This is a genomic window from Streptomyces sp. NPDC029139, from assembly GCF_055564335.1.
Genome location: NZ_JBVHWN010000010.1, coordinates 42,812 through 66,928, shown reverse-complemented (window position 1 = coordinate 66,928; position 24,117 = coordinate 42,812). Strand labels below are relative to the sequence as shown.

Below are 24,117 nucleotides of genomic sequence, written 5' to 3'. Positions count from 1 at the left end.
AGTTACTGACGGTAAATCAGATACGGGATCTCAGGGCCGTCCGAGGGGGAGCTTGTGAACCGACGCCGCCGCGCCACCACCGCGATCACCGTGGTCTGCGCCCTGACGGTGCTGGCCTCACCCGCGCTGACCCTCCAGGCCGCCGCCGCGCCACGCCCGCCCGCCGCGCCCTCGGCCCCGCTGCCGCCCGCCCTCCCGAAGAAGTCGCTCGAAGAGGTGCGCAAGGAGATCGACGGCCTGTACCGCCAGGCCGCCGCCGCCACCGACGCGTACAACCTCGCCGAGGAGAAGGCCAAGGAGCAGTCGGCCGAGATCGTGGAGCTGGCCAGGATGATCGTGGCGGGCCGCGAGAAGATCGAGGCGCTCAAGGCACAGGCGGGCGCGGCGGCCCGCGCGCAGTACCGCAACGGCGGGCTGCCCGAGGGCGCCCAGTTCGTCCTCACCGACGACCCGCAGCTCTTCCTCGACAACGCCGGCCGGCTGCAGCAGGGCCAGAAGGCCACCAAGGACCTGCTCGGCGAGATGAACCGGACCCAGGCCCAGTTGACCGTCTACGCCAAGGACGCGGGCACCAACTGGACCAAGCTGGAGGCCAACCGCGTCAAGCAGGCCGAGGCGAAGAAGGAGATCGACGCGAAGATCGCCGCGGCCGAGAAGCTGGAGTCCGAGCTGGAGGCCGAGGAGCGGGCGCGGCTGCTGCGCCTGGAGGAGCAGGAGCAGTACAGGGCGCAGACCGCCTGGCTGGACACCGGCGTCCTCAAGGGCCTGGACGGCAAGGCGACCGCGCGGGGCAAGCGCGCGGTGGAGTACGCCACCGCGCAGATCGGCAAGCCGTACGTCTGGGGCGCGGAGGGTCCGGGGTCGTTCGACTGCTCGGGGCTGACCCAGCGGGCCTGGGGCGCGGCCGGCCGGCCCATCCCCCGCACCTCGCAGGAGCAGTGGCGGCTGCTGCCGCGCGTGGACATCAAGGACATGCGGCCCGGCGACCTGATCGTCTACTACAAGGACGCGAGTCATATCGGGATGTATGTCGGGAACGGCGCGATCGTGCACGCGCCGAGGCCGGGGCGGAACATCACCCTCGCCGGGGCGGGCTCGATGGAGATCCTCGGAGTCGTCCGCCCGGAGTGAGGCCGCTCACGGTCGCCATGAGCCGCGACGCGAGAGCGCCCGGCGTGATGTTCGTCATGGCCTCGGCGGCAACAACCTCCCTATGCGCGGCATATGCCAATGGCCCGTCGGTGCTCGTACCGTGATCACCATTCCGCTGCCCGGCGGGGTACCGCTATGGTCCCCGTCTGGCGGGACGTCGTTCGTCGTCCTGCCGCGCCCTCGGGGGGAGGGAAGGAAACAGGACCGATGCCCGTACCCGTACCGCGTCAGAGAAGCGACTCCGCCGCGGCGCCAGGCACTGTCACGGCTGCCCCGGCTGCTTCGGCCGCCACCGGCACCGATCTCACCCTTCTGGTCGTCGAGGACGACCCGGCGGGTGCCCTCGCCGTACCCGAAATGCTCGACGCCGACGGCACGCGCGTCCGTATCCGCACCGCCCGGAACCTCACCGAGGCCGAGCGGCTGCTCACCGACGACGTGCACTGCGTCCTGGTCGACCTGGCCCTGCCCGGACCCCGGGCGGCCGGCGACGACCCCCTCGCGCCGCTGCGGCACGTCCTGCGGCTCGCCCCGCGCCACGCCGTGCTGGCCCTCGCGGCCTCGGCCGACGCGGAGCTGGCGGCGGAGGCGGTACGGGTCGGGGCCCAGGACCACCTCTTCCGCGAGGAGCTCGACGGAAGGCTGCTGAGCCGGGCGATCCGGTACGCGGTCGAGCGCAAGCGGGCCGACGCGGTCCAGGTGAAGCTGACCGAGTCGCGGCTGCGGGCCCAGGAGAACGCGCGCCTGGAACGCGGACTGCTCCCCACCCCCCTGCTGGAGGGCTCCGACCTGCGGTTCGCGGCCCGCTACCGGCCCGGCCGCTCCCGCGCCCTGCTCGGCGGGGACTTCTACGACACCGTCCGCACGCCCGACGGCACGGTCCACGCCATGATCGGCGACGTCTGCGGGCACGGCCCCGACGAGGCGGCGCTCGGCGTGGAGCTGCGCATCGCGTGGCGGGCGCTGACCTTCGCCGGCCTGTGCGGGGACGAGCTGCTCTCCACGATGCAGCAGGTGCTGGAGCACGAGCGGGAGAGCGAGGAGATCTTCGCGACGCTCTGCACGGTCGACATCGCCCCGGACGGGCGCCGGGCGGGCCTCTGCCTGGCCGGGCACCCCTCCCCGCTGATCGCCCGGCAGGGGCGGGCGGCGCGGCTGCTGCCGTACGAGGACGGCGGACCGGCCCTCGGCCTGCTGCCGCGCGCCCGCTGGCCGCGGCGCCAGGTGGAGCTGGGCGGGTCGTGGAGCCTGCTGATGTACACCGACGGCCTGATCGAGGGCCGCTCGGCCGGCCCCGGCTCGCCGCGGCTCGGCCAGGACGGCATGGTCGAGATGATCAACCGGCAGCTGGCGGAGGGCCTGCGCGGCGAGGAGCTCCTGGACGCGGCGGTGACGGAGGTGCGCTCGCTGAACGGCGGGGAGCTGACGGACGACGTGGCGGTCCTGGCACTGGAAAGGACCCGGGGCTGAGAGCCCCGGGTCCGTTTCCGCGTTCCCCGCACCGGCGTGCACCGGCGTGCACCGGTCAGCGCCGTGCGGCGGTCGGCACCGTCGTGCGGTGCCCCACATCCTCCGGCGGTCAGCGTCCGCCGTTGTACGGACCGTACGGCCCGTCGCTGCTGGAGCCGCCACGGCGGCCGCCGCCTCCTCCACCGGACACCTGCTTGAGCGCCGGCCGGACGTCGACCATGAAGACGATGGCCGCGATGACGCCGGCGATCTGCAGGAAGAGCATCGGCAGCAGCAGGTTCACGGCGAGGTTGATGCCCAGAATGATCAGCCAGAACTTCTTGGTCTGCTTCTCGGCCGCGCGATAGGCGTCCTCGCGCGCCATGACCGCGAAGACGAGCGCGGCGACGGCCATGCCGATGAAGACCAGGCCGATCACCAGCCAGATGATGGAGTCGAATCCCGCGCGCAACATGTGTGAACCGCCTCGTGAGTGAGTGGAGCGCCTCGCGGCCAAGGTACCCGGTACAACGCACCGTCCACCCTGATTGGTGCCCCGCCTGTCCCCGCCTTACCGCTCGCCGATCGGGTCTGGAACCGGTGGCCGTCTGCCGGCCCGTACGAACCGTTCGGCCCCGTCGCCCTACTTCTCGACGGCGGCGGTCTTCTTGGCGGCCGGCTTGCGGGCAGTGGTCCTGCGCGCGGACTTGGAGTCCTCCGACGCCTCCACCACGACCGCGGCCTTGGGCTCCGCCTTCGGCTCCGGGTCGGGCTCGACGACGATGGCGATCTCGGTGATCTCCTCGGCCGCCTCACCGCGCCAGGCCTTGACGGCCTCCTCGCCGTGCGCGGCGACCTCCTCGTACTTCTCGCGCGCCTTCACGGCGTACTCGGCGGCGACGCCGACACTCCGCAGGGCCAGGTCCTGGGCGGTCTCGCCGAGCTTCTTCAGGTCCGTGTCGAGGTTGCCGACGACCTCGGCCAGCTTCGACTGCACGGTGGCCTGGGCCTCCTTGGCCCGGTCGGTCACCTTCTCCTGCACGGCCTTGGGGTCGGTCTTGCGCACGGCGTCGATCCGCGCGGGCGCCTCGGCGGCGATCTGCTCGATCAGGCCCGGGACCTTCTTGGCCTGCTGGACGGCGAGGTCGGCGGTGCCGGCGGCGAAGTAGAGGGGGGTACGCAGTTCTTCGATGATGGCCATGGGTGTGGTCCTCCCGGATGTGTACGTACTAGCTCACGGATCGTTCGGCATCGGGACCGGCGCCGTCGCCGTCGGCCGCCTCGGCGGCGTTCTCCTTGCGGAAGGAGTCGTAGATCTGGAGCAGCACCTGCTTCTGCCGCTCGTTGATCGAGGGATCGGCGAGGATGACGGCCCGCGTCTCCAGCTCCTCCCGCTCCTTCTCGTCGAGAATCCCGGCCCGCACGTAGAGAGTCTCGGCGGAGATCCGCAGGGCCTTGGCGACCTGCTGCAGCACCTCGGCGCTCGGCTTGCGCAGTCCCCGCTCGATCTGACTCAGATACGGATTGGACACCCCGGCGGCCTCCGCGAGCTGCCGCAGCGAGAGCTGCGCGGTGCGCCGCTGCTCGCGGAGGTACTCGCCAAGATTGCCGACGTTGAGCGATGCCATGCCCCGACCATGCCATCGCTTGCTAACTATTGCAAGCAGGTGCTTGCAATAGTGTCGCGCCTCACCGATGGCCGGATCTGACAGACAGTCGTCATTGCGGTCACCCGGCGCCGTCGCGACGATGGGCGCATGCCCTCTGCACACCGCGTCGTGATCGCGGTCTTCCCCGACGTCGATCTGCTCGACGTCTCCGGCCCGGCCGAGGTCTTCGCCCTGGCCAACCGGGAGACCGGGGGCCGCGCGGGCTACGCGGTCCGCCTGGCGAGCCCGGGGACCGAGCCGGTCCCCACCTCGGCCGGCGTACGGCTGGTGCCGGACCTCACCTTCGCCGAGGTGGGGGCCGCGGTGGACACCCTGCTGGTGCCCGGCGCGGTGGACCCGGGCCCGGACGGCCCGGTGGCCCGGGTCGACGACACGGTGGTGGAGTGGGTGAGGACCACGGCGCCGCACGCCCGGCGGATCGCCTCGGTGTGCGTGGGCGCGCACGTGCTCGCGGCCGCCGGGCTCCTCGACGGGCGGCGGGCGACCACGCACTGGTCGACCGCGGCCCAGCTGGCGGCCGAGCACCCGGAGGTGAAGGTCGACGCGGACCCGATCTTCGTCAGATCCGGACGGGTGTGGACCGGGGCGGGCATCAGTACCTGCATGGACCTTGCGCTGGCGCTGGTGGCCGAGGACCACGGCGAGGAGGTCGCGCTCTCGGTGGCCCGGCAGTTGGTGATGTACCTCAGACGGCAGGGCGGCCAGAGCCAGTTCAGCGTGCCGCTGAGCCGGCCGGCGGCCGCCCGCAGGGACATCGACGAGCTGCGCGTGTTCATCACGGAGCACCTCGACGGTGACCTGTCGGCGCCCGCGCTGGCCGAGCGCATGTGCCTGAGCGAGCGTCATTTCGCCCGGGTCTTCCGGCAGGAGACCGGCACCAGTCCGGCCTCGTACGTGGAGGCGGCCCGGGTGGAGGCGGCCCGCCGCCTGCTGGAGACCACCGACCAGCCGCTGGAGCGGATCGCGACGGCGGTCGGGATGGGTTCGGTGGAGACGCTGCACCGCGCGTTCCGCAAGCAGATCAACACCACCCCGGCCTCCTACCGCCGCCGCTTCCGCACCGCTTCCTGACCACCCGAAACCCCCCTCACGCACCCCCTCACGCGTCCTTCTCACGGGTGAGCCGTCGCGCCACGGCAGCCTCGCCCTGCCCTGCCGCACCCCTGCCCTGCCTCACCCCTGCCCTGCCGTACCCCTGCCCTGCCCCACAACGCCCGAAAGGACCCCTTCATCCATGAATGCCTCCGCGACCCTGCGCGACGTCATCGGCCTGGACAACACCCTGCCCCGCCTCGACGACGCCACACTGGTCATGATCGATTGCCAGAACACGTACCGCACCGGCGTCATGGCCCTCCACGGCGTCGAGTCCGCCCTGGCCGCCGGAGCCCGCCTGCTCGCCGCCGCCCGCGCCGCGGGCACGCCGGTCGTGCACGTCATCGACGCCGGCTACGACATCGACTCCGAGCTCGGCGCGATCAGCCCCGAAGTGGCGCCCGTGGACGGCGAACCGGTCGTGGTCAAGCACTTCCCGAACGGCTTCCACGCCACCGACCTGGAGAAGACGCTGCGCGACCTGGGCGCCGGACCCGACCTGATCCTGGCCGGGTTCATGACCCACATGTGCGTCACCTTCACCGCCCAGGGCGCCTTCAACCTCGGCTACCGCCCCACCGTCGTCGCCGAGGCCACCGCCACCCGCTCCCTGCCCGCGCCCGGGGGCGGCACCGTGCCCGCCGACGCCCTCCAGCGAAGCGCCCTGACCACCATCGCGGACGTCTTCGGAGTCGTGGCCCCGACGGTCGACGACCTGACCGGCGGACGCGCCGACACGCCCCCCGCGTCGTCCACTTCCTGATAATCCGCGACGGATCGACTTTCGTTACCCTGGCAGACATGACCGCCATGGCACCCACGCGCACCGAACCGGACCTGTCCTTCCTCCTGGACCACACCAGCCACGTCCTGCGCACGCAGATGAGCGCGCGACTCGGCGAGATCGGGCTCACCCCGCGGATGCACTGCGTCCTCGTCCACGCCCTCGAGGAGGAGCGCACCCAGGCGCAGCTCGCCGAGATCGGGGACATGGACAAGACCACGATGGTGGTGACCGTCGACGCCCTGGAGAAGGCCGGCCTCGCCGAGCGCAGGCCGTCCAGCACCGACCGGCGGGCGCGGATCATCGCGGTGACCGAGGAGGGGGCGAAGGTCGCCGCGGAGAGCCAGAAGATCGTGGACCGAGTGCACGAGAGGGCCTTGGCCTCGCTGCCCGAGGAGGAGCGCGAGGTGCTGCTGCGGGCGCTGAACCGCCTGGTCACGGGACATCTGGAGACGCCGATGGAGGGCGCGAGGCCGGCGCGTCGGGCCCGCCAGAAGGGGTGACGACCCCAGAAACCCGTACCTCGATCCGTGAAAGATAGTCTGCAACAAAACTATCTGCTACGGTCTCTCCTGTTGCTCCCAACGACAGGAGAGACCGCAATGCCCACCACCTCCGCCCCCGCCCCGGCACCCGCCGCCTCCCCCTCGCGCTCCCGCTGGGTCGCCCTCGGCGTCCTGGCCACCGGGATGCTGATGACGATCCTCGACGGCAGCATCGTGACCGTCGCCATGCCGGCCATCCAGAGCGACCTCGGCTTCAGCCCGGTCGGACTCAGCTGGGTCGTCAACGCCTACCTCATCGCCTTCGGCTCGCTGCTGCTCCTCGCCGGCCGCCTCGGCGACCTGATCGGCCGCAAGCGGATGTTCCTCGCGGGAACGGCGGTGTTCACCGCCGCCTCGCTCCTCGCCGGCTTCGCCACCTCGCCCGGCGTCCTGATCGCCGCCCGCTTCCTCCAGGGCGTCGGCAGCGCGATGGCCTCCGCCGTCAGCCTCGGCATCCTCGTCACGCTCTTCACCGCACCACGCGAACGCGCCAAGGCCATCGCCGTGTTCAGCTTCACCGGCGCGGCCGGCGCCTCGATCGGGCAGGTCCTCGGCGGTGTCCTCACCGACGCGCTCACCTGGAACTGGATCTTCTTCATCAACCTCCCCATCGGCATCGCGGCGATCCTCGTCGCCCTGTCCGCCCTGCCGGGTGACCGCGGTCCGAGACTGAAGGCCGGAGGCGGAGCCGACGTCCTGGGCGCGCTGCTCGTCACCGCCGGTCTGATGCTCGGCATCTACGCGGTCGTCAAGATCGAGGAGTACGGCGTCTCGTCGGCCCACACCCTCGGCCTCGGCGCCCTCTCGCTCGCCCTCCTCGCCGGCTTCGTCGTCCGCCAGGCCAGGACCGCCAATCCCCTCATGCCGCTGCGGATCTTCCGCTCACGCAACGTCTCGGGCGCCAACCTGGTCCAGATGCTGATGGTCGCCGCGCTCTTCTCGTTCCAGATCCTGGTGGCGCTCTACCTGCAGAAGGTCCTCGGTTACGGCGCCGCCGAGACCGGTCTCGCGATGCTGCCGGCCGCGGCCGTCATCGGCGCGGTGTCCCTGGGCGTCTCGACCCGTCTGATCGCCCGCTTCGGCGAGCGCAACGTCCTGCTCACCGGCATCGTCCTCCTCGTCGGCGTCCTCGGGCTGCTGACCCGCCTGCCCGTACGGGCCTCGTACGCCACCGACCTGCTGCCCGTGATGCTGCTGGCCGCCGGCTTCGGCCTCGCGCTCCCGGCCCTCACCTCGCTCGGCATGTCCGGCGCGAAGGAGGAGGACGCGGGCCTCGCCTCCGGCCTGTTCAACACCACCCAGCAGATCGGCATGGCCCTCGGCGTCGCGGTCCTGTCCACCCTGGCCGCCTCCCGCACCGAGTCCCTCACCGAAGCCGGCCGCCCCGCCGCCGAGGCCCTGACCAGCGGCTACCACCTGGCCTTCGGGGTCGGCGCCGGCCTCCTCCTCGCCGCCTTCGCGGTGGCCTTCACCGTCCTTCGCCAGCCGAAGCGGTCCGAGCTGCCGGAAGGGGAGGAGTCGAAGCGGAAGCAGCGGGAACGGGTCGCGGCCCCCGCCGTGTGAGCGCCACGCCCACCAGCACGACCGCCATCCCCGCCACAATCCGTACCGTCAGCGGTTCGCCGAGCACGAGGGCCCCGAGCGTCACCGACACCACCGGCAGCAGACAGCCGACCGTCGCCGCGCTCGTCGGGCCCTCTTTCGCGACAGCCGCCGCCCGAACGTCGTCGTCCGCAAGGTCCGCGGCCGATCCGTTCGATCCATGCGGCGGTACGGGACTCCTCGCTCGCCCTGCCCGCCGTACGGGTCCTGCTGACCGCCCTTCAGGAGGTCTGAGCGGCCTTCAGGAGCTCCGAGCGGCGCCGCCCTCCCTCTGCACCAGCAGCGCGACCCCGTCGAGGATGCGTTCCAGACCGAAGCGGAACTCGTACTCCGGCTCGTCCGCCTGGTCCATCACGCCCGAGTCCAGCATCCGCGCCACCGCCGGGAAGCGGGCCGGATCCGCGAGGCGCCGCAGGGTGCGGCCGTACCGGGAGAGCACCTCCTCAGGGCTCTGCCCGCTCGCACCGATGACGGCGCCGAGGTCGGCCATCATCAGCGCCTCGTTGCGGACGAACCCGCCGACCAGCATCAGCACCGAGACCTTGGCGCCCTCGGCGAGCCCGGTGCCCTCCAGCGCCACCATCGCCCGCTCCCACCAGGCCACGGCGTTCGGCGTGGCCGGCGGGCCGGAGAGGGGGACGCGGAGCATCCAGAGGTTGCGGTGGTAGACCTCGCGGGTGTCCCAGGCCCACTCCTCGACGGCCGTGCGCCAGTCGGTGCCGGGCGGGGGGCCGGGCGGCGGCGGACCCATCGCCACGTCCTGCATCAGGATGTACAGCTCGCTCTTGGCGTCCACGTAGCGGTAGAGGGACATCGTCGAGACGCCGAGTTCCTTGGCGATCCGCCCCATGGAGACCGCGTCGAGCCCCTCCGACGAGGCGACGCCTACGGCCTTCTCCACGATCCGATCGAGGGTGAGCCCGGGCTTGGGGCCCTTGGAGGGGCGCTCTCGCAGCCCCCAGGCGGCCTCGACACTCGCGGGCAGAAAGCCCCCGCCGCCCTCGCCCTTGCCGTCCGCCATCACCAGGCCGCCCTTCTTCGCTTGACGCCATCCTAGTAATGCGTAACCCTTACACAGTAACGCGTATGGCATACGCAGTACTGATCCCAGGGGGACATCCATGCCCACCGCCATCGAAGCCACCGGCCTGCGCAAGGCCTACGGAGACCTCACCGTCCTCGACTCCCTCGACCTCCACGTCGAACAGGGCACCGTCTTCGCCCTGCTCGGGCCCAACGGCGCCGGCAAGACCACCACCGTCCGCATCCTCGCCACCCTCACCGCGCCCGACGCCGGCCAGGCGCGCGTGGCCGGTCACGACGTCGTCTCCGAACGCTCCCGGGTGCGCCGCGCCATCAGCCTCACCGGCCAGTTCGCCGCCGTCGACGACACCCAGACCGGAGCCGAGAACCTGCGCATGATGGCCCGCCTCTCGGGCCTCTCCCGCGCCGCCGCCGACCGGCGCGCCACCGAACTCCTGGAGCGCTTCGGCCTCACCGCGGCCGGCGGCCGCCTCGCCCGCACGTACTCCGGAGGCATGCGGCGCCGCCTCGACCTCGCGGCCGGTCTCGTCCGCGACCCCGACGAGACGGCGGTGATCTTCCTCGACGAACCGACCACCGGCCTCGATCCGCGCAGCCGGCAGGAGCTCTGGCAGGTGGTCCGCGACCTCTCCGACAGCGGCATCACCGTCTTCCTCACCACCCAGTACCTGGAGGAGGCCGACCGGCTCGCCGACCGCATCGCCGTCATGGACGCCGGCCGGATCGTCGCCGAGGGCAGCGCGGACACGCTCAAAGCACGCGTCGCCGGCCACCGCCTCGACCTCGTCCTGCGCGACCGCGAGAGCTATCTGCGGCTCGCGGACCGGGCGAGCCACCACTCCCCCGAGTCACTCGGCCTCGGCATCCCCACCGACGGCAGCGCCGCCCACGTCCGGGCCCTGCTCGACGCGCTCGACCCGGACCGCACGGACATCGTCCGCTTCTCGCTCCACACCGCGACGCTCGACGACGTCTTCCTCGCCCTCACCGACCAGGAGCACGCCCATGTCTGACGTCCTCACCGTGACCGGCACGCTGACCGGCCGGGGCATCCGCATCAGCCGCCGCAACGTCGACGCCGTCATCACCTCGATGATGCTGCCGATCATGCTGATGCTGATCTTCGTCTACTTCTTCGGCGGAGCCATCGACACCGGGACCCGGTACGTGACGTACGTCGTCCCCGGCGTCCTCATCCTCTGCTCCGGCTTCGGCTCGGCCGGCACCGCCGTGGCCGTCAGCGAGGACATGAAGGGCGGCATCATCGACCGCTTCCGCTCGCTCGACATCGGCGGGACCCCGATCCTCGCCGGCCATGTCGCCGCCAGCGCGGCCCGCAACCTCATCGCCACCGCGCTCGTCCTCGGCGTCGCCTTCCTCATCGGCTTCCGCCCCTCGGCCACCCCGCTCGGCTGGCTCGCCGCCCTCGGCCTGCTCGTCGCCTACATCACGGCGATCTCCTGGTTGTCCGCGGCCGTCGGACTGCTCACCCGCACCCCCGAAGCGGCCGGCGGAGTCACCTTCTTCATGATGTTCCTGCCCTACCCGAGCAGCGCGTTCGTCCCGATCGAGACCATGCCCGACTGGCTGCACGGCTTCGCCGAGCACCAGCCGGTCACCCCCGTCATCGAGTCGCTGCGCGGACTGCTCCTCGACCAGCCGGTCGGCACCACCCCGTGGATCGCGCTCGGCTGGTGCGCCGCGCTGCTGGCGCTCTCGGTGGCCGCGTCCGGAGCGCTCTTCCGCCGCCGCACCGCCTGACGGCGATCGCCCGCCCTCCGGCCGCGCCACTGAACCGCCCGGCTCAGAAGATGTCCGGGCACCAGGGCCGGCGCGAGGTCCGCAGCAGCACGTCCGCGCGGGCGGCGGCCCCCGGCGTGAACTCCTCGACCCGGCCGAGCGCGGCGAGTCGTACCACCGACTCGTCACCGAGCGACAGCGTGCCCAACTCGCCGATGTCGAAGGCGAGATCGGCCGACGCGGTGGACGGCACGCAGTCGGCGCCCTCCGGGGAGGCGTCGATCCGGTAGCGGCCGCCCGCCAGACCCGCTCGGTCCCGCAGATCCAGGACGAGGGTGCCGGACGCTCCGTACGTACGGCCCTCCAGGACCTTGGCGACATCCAGCACCCGCACCCACAGCATGTCCGCCTGGGTCGTGACGCGGGCGGCGCGCGGGTCGGGCAGCAGCAACGGGAGGAGGTCGTCGGGCGCGCGGTGGCCGGACGTGACCGTGGTGACCCAGTCGATCGAGCAGAGGAAGTGCCACAGGGCCCGCTCGGCCGCCGGTGTGACGGCGATCAGGTCCTTCACCTTGGCCGTGTTGAGCGGCTGCTTGCCGTCCTCCCACCTGTCGTCGCAGGTGTAGGCGGCGAAGCCCTGCGGCTGGTCCGCCTCGTCGCGGTAGACGACGTAGAACGGCTCGGTCCACGGGGAGCTCTGGAAGGAGCGGCCGGTGGCGACGTCCCAGGCCCGGGTGTCCCGCCCGACGACGCCGGGCCGGACGGCGGCGAGCCGGCGGTGCAGCTCGGGGCCGATCTTGCGGATCTCCTCGCCGTCGGTGAGGTCGATCCGTCCGCCGTCGTCCGGCCGCCCGGTACGACGCGGGTCGAGCCCGGCGCGGCGGACGTCCACGGTCCACTCGGTCGTCCAGGTCGCGGGGCCGTAACCGAACCGGCCGTAGATCGGGTACTCGGCGGCGATGAGCGTGGCGACGGCGTCGCCCCGCTCCTTCGCGGCGGCGAGATCCTGCGCCATCATCCGGCTGAGCAGCCCCTGCCGGCGATGGGTCGCGGAGACGGTGACGCCACTGACCGCGTCGGCGACGAGCGTGCCGCCCCCGACCGCGCTCAGCTCCTGCGTGAACGAACGGAAGGTGGCGACGACCCGCCCGCGGTCGAAGACACCCAGCACACGGGAGAGATCGATGTGCGGAAGCCGGTCGGCGACGTCCTCGTCCGCCACGACCGGTGGGCGCAGGAAGCCGGTGTGGACGGCGCGGACCCAGTCGGGGTACTCGGACTCGACGACAGCGCGCACCTCAAGACTCATCTTCCGAGGCTAAGCCGGGTCCACCGCACTGCGCACCCGAGTTTCCCCGGGGCCTCAGGCCGCCCGGGCCCCCGTCGCACCACCCGTCCGGCGTCCGTCAGGTGAGCAGATCGTCCACCTGCGCCTCGCCCTCGCGATAGCGGCGGGCGATCTCCGCGCTGCAGTCGTCCGCCGTCCGCTGCAACCGCTGGCGCAGCCGCGAGACCTGCTGTTCGTACCCCGCGAGCCGCCCCATCGCCGTGTGCAGCTCGTCGTCCGTCCGCGCCCCGAGGTCGGACAGCTCGACCTCCGAGAGCATCTCCGTCGCCAGCCGCCGGTACTCCTCGCTCCGGGGCGTCGACAGCGTCACGTGCCGCGCCGAGGTCCGCAGCCGCGAGGGCGCGTCCGCCAGGATCTCCGAGAGCCGGTCAAGGACCGGCGCCTCCGGATCCGTACGCCGGGCCAGCTCGGCCCGCAGGATGTCGATCCGGCCCTGCAGCATCCTCCGTACGTAGCTGAGGTCGGCCTCGTCCCCCTGGGCGTCACGGCGCAGCGCGCGCAGCTCCGGCAGCCGCAGGGCGGCGAGATCCGGCTGTGGCCGTTCCGGGAGCGTGGGGGCAGCCGTCCGCTGCAGGGGTGGACGTACGGCTGGACGTACGGTCGCGCCGACGCGTGTCAGCGGTACGGGACCGGACGGCGTCTGCCCAGCGCCAGGTGCACTCATGTGATTCGTCCCCTCGACCGGTGCGGAGCCGCACCGCCTCCAGGCATGGTGCCACTCCGCACGTGTGTGTGCAGGCGCTCTGCACCCGTTCAGCCGCAGATGAGTCGGTCTGTAGGTTGGTCGGTATGCGAGCAGTGGTGCAGAGGGTCGACGGCGCGAGCGTCGTCGTCGCAGGCGAGACGGTCGGCGAGATCGTCGGCGAAGGACTGTGCGTGCTGGTGGGAGTCACCCACGAGGACACGCCGGAGAAGGCGGCACAGCTCGCCAGAAAGCTGTGGTCCGTCCGGATTCTGGAGGGAGAGAAATCCTGTTCGGACGTGAATGCGCCCTTGTTGGTGATTTCTCAGTTCACCCTCTACGGGGACGCGCGCAAGGGCCGCAGGCCCACCTGGAACGCCGCCGCGCCCGGTCCCGTCGCCGAACCCCTCGTCGACGAGGTCGTGGCTCAACTCCGCACGCTGGGAGCGCGCGTGGAAACGGGCCGGTTCGGAGCGGACATGCGCGTCTCGCTCACGAATCACGGCCCGTTCACGGTCCTGATCGAGGTCTGATCCGGGTCGGATCGAGGTCTGGCCGAGGCCGGATCGAGGTCTGATCGAGGTCTGATCGAGGTATGTCCGGCTCCGGAGGGGCTACGGCTCGACGACGGTCTCCTGCGCGGCGGCCGTGTCCCCCGCGATCAGCTCCGCGTCCACCGGCACGTTCCGCTTCACCATCGCCAGCGCGATCGGACCCAGCTCGTGATGGCGGGCCGAGCTGGTGATGAAACCGAGCTGCCGGCCCTCGGCGCCGTCCGCCGCGAGCCGGATCGGGGTGCCGTGGCCCGGCAGATGGACCTCGCTGCCGTCCAGGTGCAGGAAGACCAGCCGCCGCGGCGGCTTCCCCAGGTTGTGGACACGGGCGACGGTCTCCTGCCCGCGGTAGCAGCCCTTCTGCAGGTGCACCGCGCTGCCGATCCAGCCCAGCTCGTGCGGGATGGTCCGGTGATCGGTCTCGAAGCCGAGCCGCGGCCGGTGGGTCTCGACCCGCAGCGCCTCGTACGCGAGGATCCCCGCGGCCGGCCCGTGGGAGGCCGCGAAGGACTCCAGGTCGGGGCGGGGCAGGAACAGATCGCGTCCGTGCGGGGTCTCCCGCACGACCACGCCCTCGGGCACCTCCGCGATGGAGCCGGCCGGCAGGTGGACCACGCCGAAGTCGTCCGTACGGTCGGCGACCTCGACCCGGTAGAAGAACTTCATCGACTCCAGATAGGCGATGAGCTCCTCGCGCGTGCCGGGCTCGACGTGCGCCCAGACCGTCTCGCCGTCGTCGACGAGGTAGAGCGCGTGCTCGATGTGGCCGGTGGCGGACAGGATCAGGGCCTCGGTGGCCCGGCCGGCCGGGAGCTCGCTGACGTGCTGGGTGAGCAGCAGGTGGAGCCAGCTCAGCCGGTCGTCCCCGGAGACGGTGACGACTCCGCGGTGCGAGAGGTCGACGAAGCCGTTGCCCGCGGAGAGGGTGCGCTGCTCACGGAACAGATCTCCGTAATGTGCGGCGACGCCTTCGTCGGGGCCTTCGGCGGGGACGGCACCCGGCAGGGACAGCAGAGGGCTGATCGGTGAAAGTCGCTGCATGCGCCTAAGCCTACGACTCGGCGGCGGAAGCCTTGCGGGAGCAGTCCTCACACCGGCCGAAGATCGCGAAGTGCTTCATGTCCGTGTCGAAGCCGAAGGTCTCCCGGAGCTTCCCGGTGAACTCCGCGGCCACCTCCACGTCCGCCTCGATGACGGTCGTACAGTCCCGGCAGACCAGGTGGAGGTGATGGTGTCGATCGGCGAGGTGGTACGTCGGCGCACCGTGGCCCAGGTGGGCGTGGGAGACGAGACCGAGCTCCTCCAGGAGCTCCAGCGTCCGGTACACGGTGGAGATGTTCACCCCGGACGCGGTCTTGCGGACCTCGCCCAGGATGTCGTCCGGGGTCGCGTGCTCGAGCGCGTCCACCGCCTCCAGGACAAGCTGACGCTGAGGCGTCAGCCGGTAGCCGCGCTGCCGCAGGTCGCTCTTCCAGTCGGTGCTCACCACGCCCCCCAGTGTAGGAGGGCGTGGCGGAAACCCGGGGGTTTCACGGACTTACGTGCGAAGCGGGCCCGCCCAAGAAGCGGGCCTGCCCGAGAAAGCGGCCTACTTGAAGAACGCGATGCCGTCGTCCGGCAGGTCGCCGAGGCCGCGCGCCATCTCCGCGACCTCCTCCGGCGTCACGACCTTCTTCAGGTGCGCCGACATGTACGGCCGGAGCGGCACCTCGGGGGTGGCCTTCTCGCCCACCCACAACAGGTCGCCCTTGACGTAGCCGTAGAGCCGCTTGCCGCCGCTGTACGGGCCGGAGGCCGCGGTGCGGGCCACGGCGTCCGTCACCAGGTCGATCTGGGGCTTCTTGTCGGCGAGCTCGCCGTACCAGATCTCCACGATGCCCTGGTCGCGGACCATGACGGTCTCGACCTTGCGGTCCTTGTCGATACGCCAGTAGCCGCTCTCGCTCTCCAGCGGACGGATCTGGTTGCCGTCGTTGTCCAGGACCCACGAGTGCGAGCGGTACTCGATGAAGTCCCGGCCGTCGTGGCTGAACGTCACGGACTGGCCGAAGTTGCACTTCTCGGCACCGGGGAAGTCGGCCACGCCCGCGCCTTCCCACGTTCCGAGGAGGAACGCGAGGGGGACGAGGTCCGGGTTGAGGTCGGACGGGATCTCGATCATGAGCAGCTCTGTCGATCTGTAGAGGTGATTAACGCTGGCCCTGGTACAGCTTCTTCACGGCCAGAACGGTGAACGCGAGCACGGCCACGCAGACCAGAGCCAGGAGGGCTTCGAAGAAGATGATCACAGGTGCTCCTCGAATGAGCGGTGAAGGCAGAACGGGCCGGACCCCAGCTTACTGGGCTGGGGTCCGGCGCCGCGCTGTGAGGTGTGTCCTGCCCGATCAGCCCAGAAGCTGGTTCTGCAGGGTGACGGTCTGCTGGAACGGGACCTTCAGCGCCTCGCCCTTGCGGGTCTGGGTGACCAGCGCGAGGGTGTCGCCCGCCTGGATGTAGCTCCAGCGGGTCTGGTCGGCGTTCTGCGGCGCCTCCACGAAGGTGTAGAGGGCGGTGTACGGCACGCGGACCATGCTCGCGAACTCGCTCTCCATCTTGATGCCCTCGACCCCGAGAAGCGGGCCCTCGACCGAGCCGGCCCGCACGGCGTCGTCCTTGTACGCCTCGGCGAAGGCCACCGAGTTGAACCGGAGCAGGTGGATCCGGGTCGACGTGCCGTCGGGCATGGTCCAGCCGCGGGACGCGATGTGCCGCAGCGCGGACTCGGTCAGCGCGTCCTTCAGCTCGGTACGGTCCTCCGGGCGGTACTCGGCCAGGTACTGCTCCACCGTGGCCCAGCCGCCGTTCAGCTTCGGGTCGGGCGTGGCGCCCGCAGGGGCGGGCAGGAGCAGTTTGCGCAGGTCGGCGTGGTGGATCTCGCCGACGTTGCCCTCGGTGAAGGGGCGCGGGGTGTCGGCCGGGAGGGCCGGAAGGCTGAGCTTCGGGTACGCCCAGCGGCCGTCGCTCTCGGTCGCGAGACCAGGCACGTCGGTGCGCTCCATGGAGGCGATCCCGAAGGCGGTCCCGGCACCGAGCCCTCCGCACACGAGCACGGCGGCGGTCCAGCGGGCGACGGCCCACAGCACGCGACGCGAGGACTTCGCGGCGGGCCCCTCGGGCACCTCGGGCCCCTCGGGCGGAGACACAGGCGCCACGGACACGGGCTCGGCAGGCGGCTCCACCGGGAGGGACGGGACCGCCTCGCCGGACGGGCGCACCGTCTCCGTCTCCGCCGCCGTCTCCGTCTCCGCCGCCGTCTGCTCGGTCATACGTACTCCCCCGGGGACTTGATGTGGTCGAGCTGCTTCTTCACCAGCTCCGCCACCGCGGACTTCTGGAACGGCTTGACGCCCACGGCGGTGACCGAGACGAAGACATCGGAGTCGTAGGCCGCGCAGACCATGCCGTCCAGCTGTGCCTTCTTCTCCTCCTTGTCCATGTCGTCGTCCTCGTCCTGCGGGATCATGGAGCAGGAGGAGTTCTTGTGCCCGCCGATCTTCGGTCCCGCGGGCAACTCCAGCAGCTCGGAGAGGTCCTCGCGCAGCTCGAACATCCCGCGGATGCGCTTCTTGTCCTTCATCCGCGTGATGTGCACGTCGACCAGCAGGCCCTGCTCCGGCCAGGCGAAGGAGCGGACCGCGATCCCCTGCACGCCGAGCCGCTCGACCCGCTTCTCGTAGTCACGGCGCTTCTTGCCGGAAAGCCCCTTGCCCTCCTGCTTCAGCAGCGCGACCGCCTCCTTCGCGCTCAGTTCGCCGTCGTTCCCGTACGACTCGATGTCGGGACCGAGCTCGTACGCGGACGGGACGGGCAGCAACAGCTTGCTGAGCGGCGTCGACGAGCGGCCGCGAGCGACGTCGAGCGCCGGGTCCTTGGGCATCGATCCCAGGTCCGGTTGCTCCCACACGGTCGTCGGGGCGGTGCGGTCCGCGGAGCTGACGGTGACGCCCGTATACGTGACGCCACCGCCGATCGCCCCGAGCACGAGCACGGCGGGCAGCGCGACCGTCAGGAGCTTGCGCCCGCGGCCGGACTTCCCCTTCTTCTTCGGCTCGTCGGCGGGCGGGTCCGCAGGCGCGGCGCAGACGTTCTCGGGGTCGGTCACGGTGTTCAGGTCCTCGCTCACAGGCGCCCCAGCTGCTGCTCGGCCACCGAACTGATCTCCTTCAGGGAGATCTTCTTGGTGTCGATGATGTAGACCGTGACCATGATGTCGCCGCGGTGGAAGTACGCCCGGGCCTCGTAGACATCCACGTACCCGGCCTCCTTGTGCACGGGCATGAGGAAGACGCGCCCGTCCGCCGATCCCTTGAGCGGTTCGCCGTCGTTCTCGGCCATCTCCGCGGTCGCCTCGATCTGGCCCTCGGCATGGTCCCGCGACCCGAGGGAGTCGCCGGCGCGGTACTGGACGAGCCGGATCCCCGTGGTCCGGAAGTCACCCTTCTGCCAGGAGGTGGCGGCGATCCGTCGCAGTCTCTTCTCGAGCTGGTCCCCCAGGGCCCACTCGGGGCTCTTGAAGCCGGAGGCGTACTCGCGCAGCGTCATCCAGCCGTCGTCGCCCGAGAACTGGGACCTCTTCGTCCCCGCGGGCCTGGGCAGCAGCAGCTTGCGCAGATCACCGTCCGTCTTGACCATGCGGTCCTCGGCGGCCGTGAGCGGCACCGGGTTCTGCCCCCTCGGGAGCGGCTGCGGGTAGGCGAGGTCCGGCTGGTTCAACGGGCCCAGCGGTGTCGGCTCGCGCTCGGCCTGGATGCCGTACCCCACCGCCGTGCCTCCGACGATGCCGAGGACGGCGGCGACGGCGATCAGCGCGACGGTACGACCGGTCCGGCGCCGGCGCGGCGGCACGGCGTCGTCCGCCGACGGCAGCGGCTCTGTCACGGGTACCGGTTCCGCGAGCGGTGCGGGCGCCGGGTCGGTGACCGGTGCCGGAACCGGTCCGTTTCCGGTGTTTTCCGTTGTTTCTGTGGCTTCCAAAGGGTCCCCCCACGAGACCTGAAGCGCAGATTCCGTAACCCGCGCACCCAACTGACCCATGAGTCATGCATGGGGTTGCAGTGGTCCGCATTACAGTTCGGTATATGGCGAAGAAGCTCGTGATCAAGGTGACCGCCGGGGCCGACGCCCCCGAACGCTGCTCGCAGGCCTTCACCGTGGCCGCGGTCGCGGTGGCCAGTGGGGTCGAGGTCTCGCTCTGGCTGACGGGCGAGTCGGCGTGGTTCGCGCTCCCCGGCCGCGCGGCCGAGTTCGAGCTGCCGCACGCCGCCCCGCTGCCGGATCTGATCGACTCGATCCTGGCGGCCGGGCGGATCACGCTCTGCACGCAGTGCGCCGCCCGGCGCGAGATCACGGAGAAGGACGTCCTGGAGGGCGTACGGATCGCCGGCGCGCAGGTCTTCGTCCAGGAGGCCATGACGGACGGCACCCAGGCGCTCGTCTACTGACCCGTCCCTCGCGCGGGCCCGGGGCAGGCCCGTCGGCCCAGGGTCAGGGCTCCCGGCGCTTCTTGCCGTCGAGCTCGTCCCACCACTCGTCGGACTGCGGGTCCCCGGACGGGTCGTCCCACCAGCGGTCCTCGGGCCCCCGCCGGTTCGCGATCATCGCGGCGACCGGCGGGATGATCATGGCGACCACGCACATCCCGATGGCGACAGGCATCGAGAAGAGCCGCACGACGGCCCACGCCCCGACGAAGAGCACCAGGCAGATGCCCATCATCCAGAAGTAGGTATGGCGCCGTCGCGCGTACATACCTTCAGATTACGACCGGACGTCCGCCCCGGTCAGGTCGGCGGGAGCCGTACGGCGCGAGGCGCCCGGCTCGGGCTCCCGGTCGGTCCCGGCGTCGGTGCGCCCCTCGGCCGTGTCCTCGCCGCCCGCACCGGTCGCGGTCGTCCGCCCCAGCCAGAACAGCAGGACGCCGAGCGTGCCGGCGATAGCGGGCCAGTAGAAGTACCGGAAGTCACCCGCGGGCACCGTCGGCAGATAGCCGGCGAAGTACGCCACCGCGCTGATCCCCAGGACGCGGATCGGCAGCGCGTACTGCCCACGGCCCGGCCGGAACGTCAGCGTGAGGCCGACGGCCAGCCAGAACCAGCCCGCGAAGAGGATCGGCAGGTCCTCGCCCACGCCGACGACGTAGTAGCGGAGCATCGCCGTGCGGCGCTCGTCCGGCTCGCCGATCCCGGGGATGTTGTCCAGGCTGCCGCTCTGGAACGTGTACCGGCCCTGGAACAGCACCTTCGAGAAGACCTGCAGGCGGTACTCGGCGTACTGGGGCAGCCGGCTCGGCATCTCGCTGATCCACATCGAGGTCAGCTCGTCCGCGTGCCGGCCGAGGTCGGCCAGGCCGGCGGCGTGGTCGCGCGGGTAGCAGCGCCAGTACGCGTCGGAGAGGTTCTTCTCCGGCAGGCACCGCTGGGCCGTGACGACCATGGCCTGCTGGAAGTCCGGCGTGGTCGCCGCCTTTCCGGCCGCCACCCGCACCTCGTCCACGGTCAGGACGTGCACCAGGTCGTCCAGCAGGATCTGCGAGAACTGCCGGGTCTCCGTCGGCTTCGCCACGGCGGAGACGGTCCCGCTCGCCACGGCGAAGGCGGCGATCAGGGCGCCGGCCGAGATCAGCCACCGGCGCCGCCCGGTGGCGGGCCACAGGGAGCGCACGAGCAGGTAGAAGACGGGGATGCCGGCAAGCACCGCGTTCTTGCGGACCAGCAGGGCGTACGCGATGAAGAGCACGCCGAGGACCAGCAGCGCCCAGCGGGTGCGGGTGCGGTCGGCGGGAAGATCGCGGGCGACGAAGGCGACCGCGCAGGCGGCGAGGAGGGTGAACGCCATCTGGACGTCCTTCCACACCACCCCGGTGAAGTTGATGACGAACGGGGCGAGACCGATCGCGAGGACCGCGAGGGAACCCACCCGCCGGCCGGTGCGGGCCCAGACCCGCCAGGCGATCGTCCACAGCGCCGCCCACAGGACGGCGGACTGCAGGGCGGCCATGGCTCCGGGGCGGCCGGTCACCTCGATGAGCGCGCGCCACAGCAGCGCCATCACGGGCGGGTGCCAGTCGGTCATGGGCTGCTTGCCCAGGGCCTGCTGGAGCTGGTCGGAGCTGTCCAGGCTCAGGAAGCCGGGAGAGAAGACGAGGGCCGTGCCCACGCCGCAGAAGACGGCGATGGCGGCGAGAACCCAGGGCCAGAGCCGACGATCTGACAGATTTGACCACATCCGCGAGATCGGTCGCTCGGGTCGCTCAGGTCTCATGAGGTCGGAGCCTAACAGTCCCGGGTCTTCACGCTTCACCCACCGAACGTGCGTCGGGTGGGCCCGATGTGAGCGCTGTTACGCGGCCTGGAACACGTAACGCCGGTAGACGACGAAGCGGACGAGCGTGGCCACCGCCCAGCCGAAGAGACGGGTGATGTTGTCGGTCAGGGCCGAGTCGAAGCCCAGCTCCCTGGAGACGAAGACCGGGGCGGCGGTGATAACGATCCCGGCAAGATTTACCAGGACGAACACGACGACCTCGCGGGGCGTCGTCTCCGAGCGCTGATCGCGGTAGGTCCAGTGCCGGTTGCCCGCCCAGCTCACCACCATCGCCGCCGCCGTGGCCACCACCGACGCCAGGACCGGCAGCGATGCCATCGGACCGTCGATCGCCCCCGGAAGACCGAAGACCAGAAGGTTGTAGCCGCCGGCGTCCACGACGAAGGCGACCGCCCCGACGACACCGAACTTCGCCACCTCCCGCCAGAGACCACGGATGACGTCACGCAGACGGAGGCGCAGGGAGACTTGATCGGACATGAAAAAGAGGGTAACCGCAGGGTATTCTCACCCGTCTCCACACCATGCCCACTCGTCGTATCGAGATGCCGTATCGAGATGCCCGCTCGCGTCATGGGAATACGACAAGCCGAAGGACCAAGAGATGAGACCCACGATCGCCTGCGTCGTCCCCTGCTACAACGAGGAGGCGGCCATCGGCAAGGTGGTCCGCGACCTGCGTGAGGCGCTTCCCGAGGCCGAGATATACGTCTACGACAACGCCTCGACCGACCGCACGGTGGAGGTCGCGCTGGAGGCCGGCGCGACGGTGCGGCACGAGCGGCGCAAGGGCAAGGGCAACGTCATCCGCCGTGCCTTCGCCGACGTCGACGCGGACGCGCTGCTCATCATCGACGGCGACGACACCTACGACGCGTCGCGGGCGCGCGAGATGGTCGACCTGCTCTTCGAGGGCCCGTACGACCACGTCGTCGGTGCCCGTCGCGAGACGGTCGAGGGTGCCTACCGTCCGGGTCACGCGGTCGGCAACAAGATGCTCACGGGCGCGGTCCGTACCCTCTTCGGCAACGACGTCACGGACATGCTGAGCGGCTACCGCGTCTTCTCGCGGCGCTACATCAAGTCGTTCCCGGCGCTGTCGCACGAGTTCGAGACCGAGACCGAGATGACGGTCCACGCGCTGAACCTGCGGCTCCCCACGGCGGAACTGCCCGTCGACTTCAAGGACCGTCCGGCCGGCAGCGAGAGCAAGCTGCGCACCTACCGGGACGGCTGGCGCATCCTCAAGATGATCCTCGGCCTGGCCCGCCGTCAGCGTCCCTCGCTCTTCCACAGCGTGGTCGCGGGCCTGCTCGCCCTGGTCTCCCTGGGCCTCGGCACGCCGGTGATCGTCGACTACGTCAACACGGGCACGGTGCCGCGCTTCCCGACGGCCATCCTCGCCGCGGCGATCATGACCATCGCGGTGCTGGTGCTGCTGGTGGGGTACATCCTCGAGTCGTTCATGCACCTGCGCCAGGAGCAGTCCCGGCTCGCCCACCTCGCCTACCCGGCCCCGAGCCGCGCCCCGCAGGGCCTGGAAGCCGACGAGACCAAGGTCCAGCAGAAGACGGAGTCGCTGGCCCGCTCCTGACACCGGGCGGCCCGCCCCTCGGGCCCCGGCACAGGAAAGTCGCCGCACGCGGGAAAGCCCCCGCCGGGTACGCCCGGCGGGGGCTTTCCCGCGTCACGGGCCCCGGACGGCAAAGACCGAAGGGCCGTGCCTCAAGTCCTGGAATAGGCGTCCAACCCCCCAGGAGGCACGGCCCTTCGGCCGGTTCAACGGTGCCGTCAGACGGCGATGGCGACCTCCGCGAGACCACCCTGCTGTGCCACGACCTGGCGGTCGGCGGTGCCGCCCGGGACCAGGGCGCGGACCGTCCAGGTGCCCTCGGCCGCGTAGAAGCGGAACTGGCCGGTGGCGGAGGTCGGGACCTCCGCGGTGAACTCGCCGGTCGAGTCCAGGAGGCGGACGTAACCGGTGACGGGCTGGCCGTCCTTGGTCACGAAGCCCTGGATGGTGGTCTCACCGGGCTTGATCGTCGAGGCGTCGGGGCCGCCGGGCTGCGCACCACACATGTCTTCTGTCCTTACGGTCGGGAGGTCCGGGGAGGGGTCCGGAGAATTACTTGTTGGCGCCGAGCTCGATCGGCACGCCGACGAGGGAGCCGTACTCGGTCCACGAGCCGTCGTAGTTCTTGACGTTCTCGACGCCGAGCAGCTCGTGCAGCACGAACCAGGTCAGCGCGGAACGCTCACCGATGCGGCAGTAGGCGATGGTGTCCTTCGCCAGGTCGACCTGCTCGTCCTCGTAGAGGGCCTTGAGCTCGTCGTCCGACTTGAAGGTGCCGTCGTCGTTGGCGTTCTTCGACCACGGGATGTTGCGGGCGCTCGGCACGTGGCCGGGGCGCTGCGACTGCTCCTGCGGGAGGTGGGCCGGGGCGAGCAGCTTGCCGGAGAACTCGTCGGGCGAGCGCACGTCGACGAGGTTCTCGGTGTTGATCGCCTTCACGACGTCGTCGCGGAACGCGCGGATCGCGGTGTTCTGCGGCTGCGCCTTGTAGGACGTGGCCGGGCGGGTCGGCACCTCGGCGACGAGGTCGCGGGAGTCGAGCTCCCACTTCTTGCGGCCGCCGTCGAGGAGCTTCACGTCCTGGTGACCGTAGAGCTTGAAGTACCAGTAGGCGTAGGAGGCGAACCAGTTGTTGTTGCCGCCGTAGAGGACGACCGTGGTGTCGTTCGCGATGCCCTTCGCCGAGAGGAGCTTCTCGAAGCCCTCCTGGTCGATGAAGTCGCGGCGGACCGGGTCCTGCAGGTCCTTCGTCCAGTCGATCCGGATCGCGTTGCGGATGTGGTTCTTCTCGTAGGCCGAGGTGTCCTCGTCGACCTCGACGATGGCGACCTTCGGGTCGTCGATGTGGGCCTCGACCCAGTCGGCGTCTACCAGGACGTCGCTGCGGCTCATGCTGTTTCTCCTCCGGGGCAGTGTTCGGCGGTGTGGCGCAAGGTGGTGCGGGTACGCGTCATCGCAGGTGACGAGGTGCGTACGGGCTGCACGGACGGCCCCGACGGATCGTCGAAGGGCCTGAG

28 protein-coding genes are annotated in these 24,117 nt (G+C 70.9%); 11 read left to right on the top strand and 17 right to left on the bottom strand.

Annotated elements, in window-relative coordinates; translation table 11 throughout:
• Positions 1-54 precede the first annotated feature (54 nt).
• Positions 55-1,131, top strand: coding sequence for a C40 family peptidase (locus ACZ4VW_RS22165; protein WP_467964962.1), 1,077 nt, complete (start codon positions 55-57; stop codon positions 1,129-1,131).
• 228 nt (positions 1,132-1,359) lie between these two features.
• A complete protein-coding gene (locus ACZ4VW_RS22160; protein ID WP_467964960.1) occupies positions 1,360-2,622 on the top strand; it encodes a PP2C family protein-serine/threonine phosphatase in 1,263 nt (420 codons plus the stop codon).
• 109 nt (positions 2,623-2,731) lie between these two features.
• On the opposite strand, the gene ACZ4VW_RS22155 is transcribed toward ACZ4VW_RS22160, so the two are convergent.
• From ACZ4VW_RS22155 to ACZ4VW_RS22145, 3 genes are all read right to left on the bottom strand, one after another.
• On the bottom strand, positions 2,732-3,076 hold the full coding sequence (locus ACZ4VW_RS22155) for a DUF2516 family protein (RefSeq protein WP_467964958.1): 345 nt from the start codon (positions 3,074-3,076) through the stop codon (positions 2,732-2,734).
• A 168-nt stretch (positions 3,077-3,244) separates the two neighbouring features.
• Positions 3,245-3,802 carry a hypothetical protein gene (locus tag ACZ4VW_RS22150; protein WP_467964956.1) on the bottom strand — a complete coding sequence of 186 codons (558 nt, stop codon included), beginning with the start codon at positions 3,800-3,802 and terminating at the stop codon, positions 3,245-3,247.
• A gap of 28 nt (positions 3,803-3,830) precedes the next feature.
• Positions 3,831-4,229, bottom strand: coding sequence for a helix-turn-helix domain-containing protein (locus ACZ4VW_RS22145; RefSeq protein WP_467964954.1), 399 nt, complete (start codon positions 4,227-4,229; stop codon positions 3,831-3,833).
• A gap of 129 nt (positions 4,230-4,358) precedes the next feature.
• Here ACZ4VW_RS22145 and ACZ4VW_RS22140 point away from each other — a divergent pair, with 129 nt between their 5' ends.
• From ACZ4VW_RS22140 to ACZ4VW_RS22125, 4 genes are all read left to right on the top strand, one after another.
• A complete protein-coding gene (locus tag ACZ4VW_RS22140; RefSeq protein ID WP_467964952.1) occupies positions 4,359-5,342 on the top strand; it encodes a GlxA family transcriptional regulator in 984 nt (327 codons plus the stop codon).
• A gap of 163 nt (positions 5,343-5,505) precedes the next feature.
• On the top strand, positions 5,506-6,129 hold the full coding sequence (locus ACZ4VW_RS22135; protein ID WP_467964950.1) for an isochorismatase family protein: 624 nt from the start codon (positions 5,506-5,508) through the stop codon (positions 6,127-6,129).
• Positions 6,130-6,167: 38 nt separating this feature from the next.
• A complete protein-coding gene (locus tag ACZ4VW_RS22130) occupies positions 6,168-6,653 on the top strand; it encodes a MarR family winged helix-turn-helix transcriptional regulator (RefSeq protein ID WP_467964948.1) in 486 nt (161 codons plus the stop codon).
• A gap of 99 nt (positions 6,654-6,752) precedes the next feature.
• Complete coding sequence (locus tag ACZ4VW_RS22125) at positions 6,753-8,258, top strand: MFS transporter (RefSeq protein WP_467964946.1); 1,506 nt, start codon at positions 6,753-6,755, stop codon at positions 8,256-8,258.
• Between the two features lie 280 nt (positions 8,259-8,538).
• Here ACZ4VW_RS22125 and ACZ4VW_RS22120 read toward each other — a convergent pair whose 3' ends face one another.
• A complete protein-coding gene (locus tag ACZ4VW_RS22120) occupies positions 8,539-9,318 on the bottom strand; it encodes a TetR/AcrR family transcriptional regulator (RefSeq protein ID WP_467964944.1) in 780 nt (259 codons plus the stop codon).
• A 100-nt stretch (positions 9,319-9,418) separates the two neighbouring features.
• On the opposite strand from ACZ4VW_RS22120, the gene ACZ4VW_RS22115 reads away from it, so the two are divergent.
• Both ACZ4VW_RS22115 and ACZ4VW_RS22110 read left to right on the top strand, forming a co-directional pair.
• Positions 9,419-10,354 carry an ATP-binding cassette domain-containing protein gene (locus ACZ4VW_RS22115; RefSeq protein WP_467964942.1) on the top strand — a complete coding sequence of 312 codons (936 nt, stop codon included), beginning with the start codon at positions 9,419-9,421 and terminating at the stop codon, positions 10,352-10,354.
• Positions 10,347-11,102 carry an ABC transporter permease gene (locus tag ACZ4VW_RS22110; protein ID WP_467964940.1) on the top strand — a complete coding sequence of 252 codons (756 nt, stop codon included), beginning with the start codon at positions 10,347-10,349 and terminating at the stop codon, positions 11,100-11,102. Before ACZ4VW_RS22115 ends, ACZ4VW_RS22110 begins: the two co-directional genes overlap by 8 nt.
• Positions 11,103-11,145: 43 nt before the next feature.
• Here the strand turns inward: ACZ4VW_RS22110 and ACZ4VW_RS22105 are convergent, their stop codons facing one another.
• Positions 11,146-12,390, bottom strand: coding sequence for a GNAT family N-acetyltransferase (locus ACZ4VW_RS22105; protein WP_467964938.1), 1,245 nt, complete (start codon positions 12,388-12,390; stop codon positions 11,146-11,148).
• A 97-nt stretch (positions 12,391-12,487) separates the two neighbouring features.
• Positions 12,488-13,093 carry an RsiG family protein gene (locus ACZ4VW_RS22100; protein WP_467964936.1) on the bottom strand — a complete coding sequence of 202 codons (606 nt, stop codon included), beginning with the start codon at positions 13,091-13,093 and terminating at the stop codon, positions 12,488-12,490.
• A gap of 125 nt (positions 13,094-13,218) precedes the next feature.
• Here ACZ4VW_RS22100 and dtd point away from each other — a divergent pair, with 125 nt between their 5' ends.
• Positions 13,219-13,644 carry a D-aminoacyl-tRNA deacylase gene (gene dtd / locus ACZ4VW_RS22095; protein ID WP_467964934.1) on the top strand — a complete coding sequence of 142 codons (426 nt, stop codon included), beginning with the start codon at positions 13,219-13,221 and terminating at the stop codon, positions 13,642-13,644.
• Between the two features lie 81 nt (positions 13,645-13,725).
• On the opposite strand, the gene ygfZ is transcribed toward dtd, so the two are convergent.
• From ygfZ to ACZ4VW_RS22065, 6 genes are all read right to left on the bottom strand, one after another.
• Positions 13,726-14,706, bottom strand: a complete 981-nt coding sequence (gene ygfZ, locus ACZ4VW_RS22090; protein WP_467964931.1) for a CAF17-like 4Fe-4S cluster assembly/insertion protein YgfZ — start codon at positions 14,704-14,706, stop codon at positions 13,726-13,728.
• 10 nt (positions 14,707-14,716) lie between these two features.
• Positions 14,717-15,154 carry a Fur family transcriptional regulator gene (locus ACZ4VW_RS22085; RefSeq protein ID WP_467964929.1) on the bottom strand — a complete coding sequence of 146 codons (438 nt, stop codon included), beginning with the start codon at positions 15,152-15,154 and terminating at the stop codon, positions 14,717-14,719.
• 99 nt (positions 15,155-15,253) lie between these two features.
• Complete coding sequence (locus tag ACZ4VW_RS22080; RefSeq protein ID WP_467964927.1) at positions 15,254-15,826, bottom strand: heme-binding beta-barrel domain-containing protein; 573 nt, start codon at positions 15,824-15,826, stop codon at positions 15,254-15,256.
• A gap of 223 nt (positions 15,827-16,049) precedes the next feature.
• Positions 16,050-16,970: a hypothetical protein gene (locus ACZ4VW_RS22075; RefSeq protein WP_467964925.1), complete on the bottom strand. Its 921-nt coding sequence runs from the start codon at positions 16,968-16,970 to the stop codon at positions 16,050-16,052.
• Positions 16,967-17,827 (bottom strand): hypothetical protein, encoded by an 861-nt coding sequence (locus tag ACZ4VW_RS22070; protein ID WP_467964923.1) that lies wholly within the window; start codon positions 17,825-17,827, stop codon positions 16,967-16,969. The genes ACZ4VW_RS22075 and ACZ4VW_RS22070 overlap by 4 nt, the downstream gene beginning before the upstream one ends.
• A complete protein-coding gene (locus ACZ4VW_RS22065) occupies positions 17,824-18,582 on the bottom strand; it encodes a hypothetical protein (protein WP_467964921.1) in 759 nt (252 codons plus the stop codon). Before ACZ4VW_RS22065 ends, ACZ4VW_RS22070 begins: the two co-directional genes overlap by 4 nt.
• A 200-nt stretch (positions 18,583-18,782) precedes the next feature.
• Here ACZ4VW_RS22065 and ACZ4VW_RS22060 point away from each other — a divergent pair, with 200 nt between their 5' ends.
• Positions 18,783-19,145, top strand: a complete 363-nt coding sequence (locus ACZ4VW_RS22060) for a DsrE family protein (protein ID WP_467964919.1) — start codon at positions 18,783-18,785, stop codon at positions 19,143-19,145.
• A gap of 43 nt (positions 19,146-19,188) precedes the next feature.
• On the opposite strand, the gene ACZ4VW_RS22055 is transcribed toward ACZ4VW_RS22060, so the two are convergent.
• The 3 genes from ACZ4VW_RS22055 to ACZ4VW_RS22045 form a co-directional block, all read right to left on the bottom strand.
• Positions 19,189-19,452 (bottom strand): DUF3099 domain-containing protein, encoded by a 264-nt coding sequence (locus ACZ4VW_RS22055; RefSeq protein ID WP_467964917.1) that lies wholly within the window; start codon positions 19,450-19,452, stop codon positions 19,189-19,191.
• Between the two features lie 9 nt (positions 19,453-19,461).
• Positions 19,462-20,964: a hypothetical protein gene (locus ACZ4VW_RS22050; RefSeq protein ID WP_467964915.1), complete on the bottom strand. Its 1,503-nt coding sequence runs from the start codon at positions 20,962-20,964 to the stop codon at positions 19,462-19,464.
• Positions 20,965-21,042: 78 nt separating this feature from the next.
• On the bottom strand, positions 21,043-21,507 hold the full coding sequence (locus ACZ4VW_RS22045) for a GtrA family protein (RefSeq protein WP_467964913.1): 465 nt from the start codon (positions 21,505-21,507) through the stop codon (positions 21,043-21,045).
• A 124-nt stretch (positions 21,508-21,631) separates the two neighbouring features.
• Between ACZ4VW_RS22045 and ACZ4VW_RS22040 the strand changes: the two genes are divergently transcribed.
• On the top strand, positions 21,632-22,621 hold the full coding sequence (locus ACZ4VW_RS22040; RefSeq protein ID WP_467964911.1) for a glycosyltransferase: 990 nt from the start codon (positions 21,632-21,634) through the stop codon (positions 22,619-22,621).
• Between the two features lie 197 nt (positions 22,622-22,818).
• Here the strand turns inward: ACZ4VW_RS22040 and ACZ4VW_RS22035 are convergent, their stop codons facing one another.
• Together ACZ4VW_RS22035 and ACZ4VW_RS22030 are read right to left on the bottom strand one after the other, a co-directional pair.
• Complete coding sequence (locus ACZ4VW_RS22035) at positions 22,819-23,106, bottom strand: DUF1416 domain-containing protein (protein WP_073819964.1); 288 nt, start codon at positions 23,104-23,106, stop codon at positions 22,819-22,821.
• 46 nt (positions 23,107-23,152) lie between these two features.
• On the bottom strand, positions 23,153-23,992 hold the full coding sequence (locus ACZ4VW_RS22030; RefSeq protein ID WP_467964909.1) for a sulfurtransferase: 840 nt from the start codon (positions 23,990-23,992) through the stop codon (positions 23,153-23,155).
• Positions 23,993-24,117 lie beyond the last annotated feature (125 nt).

Bases quoted from the DNA above. Each gene is read 5' to 3' on its own strand.
- ACZ4VW_RS22160 (WP_467964960.1), top strand. From the start codon at position 1,360: ATGCCCGTACCCGTACCGCGTCAGAGAAGCGACTCCGCCGCGGCGCCA.
- ACZ4VW_RS22155 (WP_467964958.1), bottom strand. From the start codon at position 3,076: ATGTTGCGCGCGGGATTCGACTCCATCATCTGGCTGGTGATCGGCCTG.
- ACZ4VW_RS22150 (WP_467964956.1), bottom strand. From the start codon at position 3,802: ATGGCCATCATCGAAGAACTGCGTACCCCCCTCTACTTCGCCGCCGGC.
- ACZ4VW_RS22145 (WP_467964954.1), bottom strand. From the start codon at position 4,229: ATGGCATCGCTCAACGTCGGCAATCTTGGCGAGTACCTCCGCGAGCAG.
- ACZ4VW_RS22140 (WP_467964952.1), top strand. From the start codon at position 4,359: ATGCCCTCTGCACACCGCGTCGTGATCGCGGTCTTCCCCGACGTCGAT.
- ACZ4VW_RS22135 (WP_467964950.1), top strand. From the start codon at position 5,506: ATGAATGCCTCCGCGACCCTGCGCGACGTCATCGGCCTGGACAACACC.
- ACZ4VW_RS22130 (WP_467964948.1), top strand. From the start codon at position 6,168: ATGACCGCCATGGCACCCACGCGCACCGAACCGGACCTGTCCTTCCTC.
- ACZ4VW_RS22125 (WP_467964946.1), top strand. From the start codon at position 6,753: ATGCCCACCACCTCCGCCCCCGCCCCGGCACCCGCCGCCTCCCCCTCG.
- ACZ4VW_RS22120 (WP_467964944.1), bottom strand. From the start codon at position 9,318: ATGGCGGACGGCAAGGGCGAGGGCGGCGGGGGCTTTCTGCCCGCGAGT.
- ACZ4VW_RS22115 (WP_467964942.1), top strand. From the start codon at position 9,419: ATGCCCACCGCCATCGAAGCCACCGGCCTGCGCAAGGCCTACGGAGAC.
- ACZ4VW_RS22110 (WP_467964940.1), top strand. From the start codon at position 10,347: ATGTCTGACGTCCTCACCGTGACCGGCACGCTGACCGGCCGGGGCATC.
- ACZ4VW_RS22105 (WP_467964938.1), bottom strand. From the start codon at position 12,390: ATGAGTCTTGAGGTGCGCGCTGTCGTCGAGTCCGAGTACCCCGACTGG.
- ACZ4VW_RS22100 (WP_467964936.1), bottom strand. From the start codon at position 13,093: ATGAGTGCACCTGGCGCTGGGCAGACGCCGTCCGGTCCCGTACCGCTG.
- dtd (WP_467964934.1), top strand. From the start codon at position 13,219: ATGCGAGCAGTGGTGCAGAGGGTCGACGGCGCGAGCGTCGTCGTCGCA.
- ygfZ (WP_467964931.1), bottom strand. From the start codon at position 14,706: ATGCAGCGACTTTCACCGATCAGCCCTCTGCTGTCCCTGCCGGGTGCC.
- ACZ4VW_RS22080 (WP_467964927.1), bottom strand. From the start codon at position 15,826: ATGATCGAGATCCCGTCCGACCTCAACCCGGACCTCGTCCCCCTCGCG.
- ACZ4VW_RS22075 (WP_467964925.1), bottom strand. From the start codon at position 16,970: ATGACCGAGCAGACGGCGGCGGAGACGGAGACGGCGGCGGAGACGGAG.
- ACZ4VW_RS22060 (WP_467964919.1), top strand. From the start codon at position 18,783: ATGGCGAAGAAGCTCGTGATCAAGGTGACCGCCGGGGCCGACGCCCCC.
- ACZ4VW_RS22055 (WP_467964917.1), bottom strand. From the start codon at position 19,452: ATGTACGCGCGACGGCGCCATACCTACTTCTGGATGATGGGCATCTGC.
- ACZ4VW_RS22050 (WP_467964915.1), bottom strand. From the start codon at position 20,964: ATGAGACCTGAGCGACCCGAGCGACCGATCTCGCGGATGTGGTCAAAT.
- ACZ4VW_RS22045 (WP_467964913.1), bottom strand. From the start codon at position 21,507: ATGTCCGATCAAGTCTCCCTGCGCCTCCGTCTGCGTGACGTCATCCGT.
- ACZ4VW_RS22040 (WP_467964911.1), top strand. From the start codon at position 21,632: ATGAGACCCACGATCGCCTGCGTCGTCCCCTGCTACAACGAGGAGGCG.
- ACZ4VW_RS22035 (WP_073819964.1), bottom strand. From the start codon at position 23,106: ATGTGTGGTGCGCAGCCCGGCGGCCCCGACGCCTCGACGATCAAGCCC.
- ACZ4VW_RS22030 (WP_467964909.1), bottom strand. From the start codon at position 23,992: ATGAGCCGCAGCGACGTCCTGGTAGACGCCGACTGGGTCGAGGCCCAC.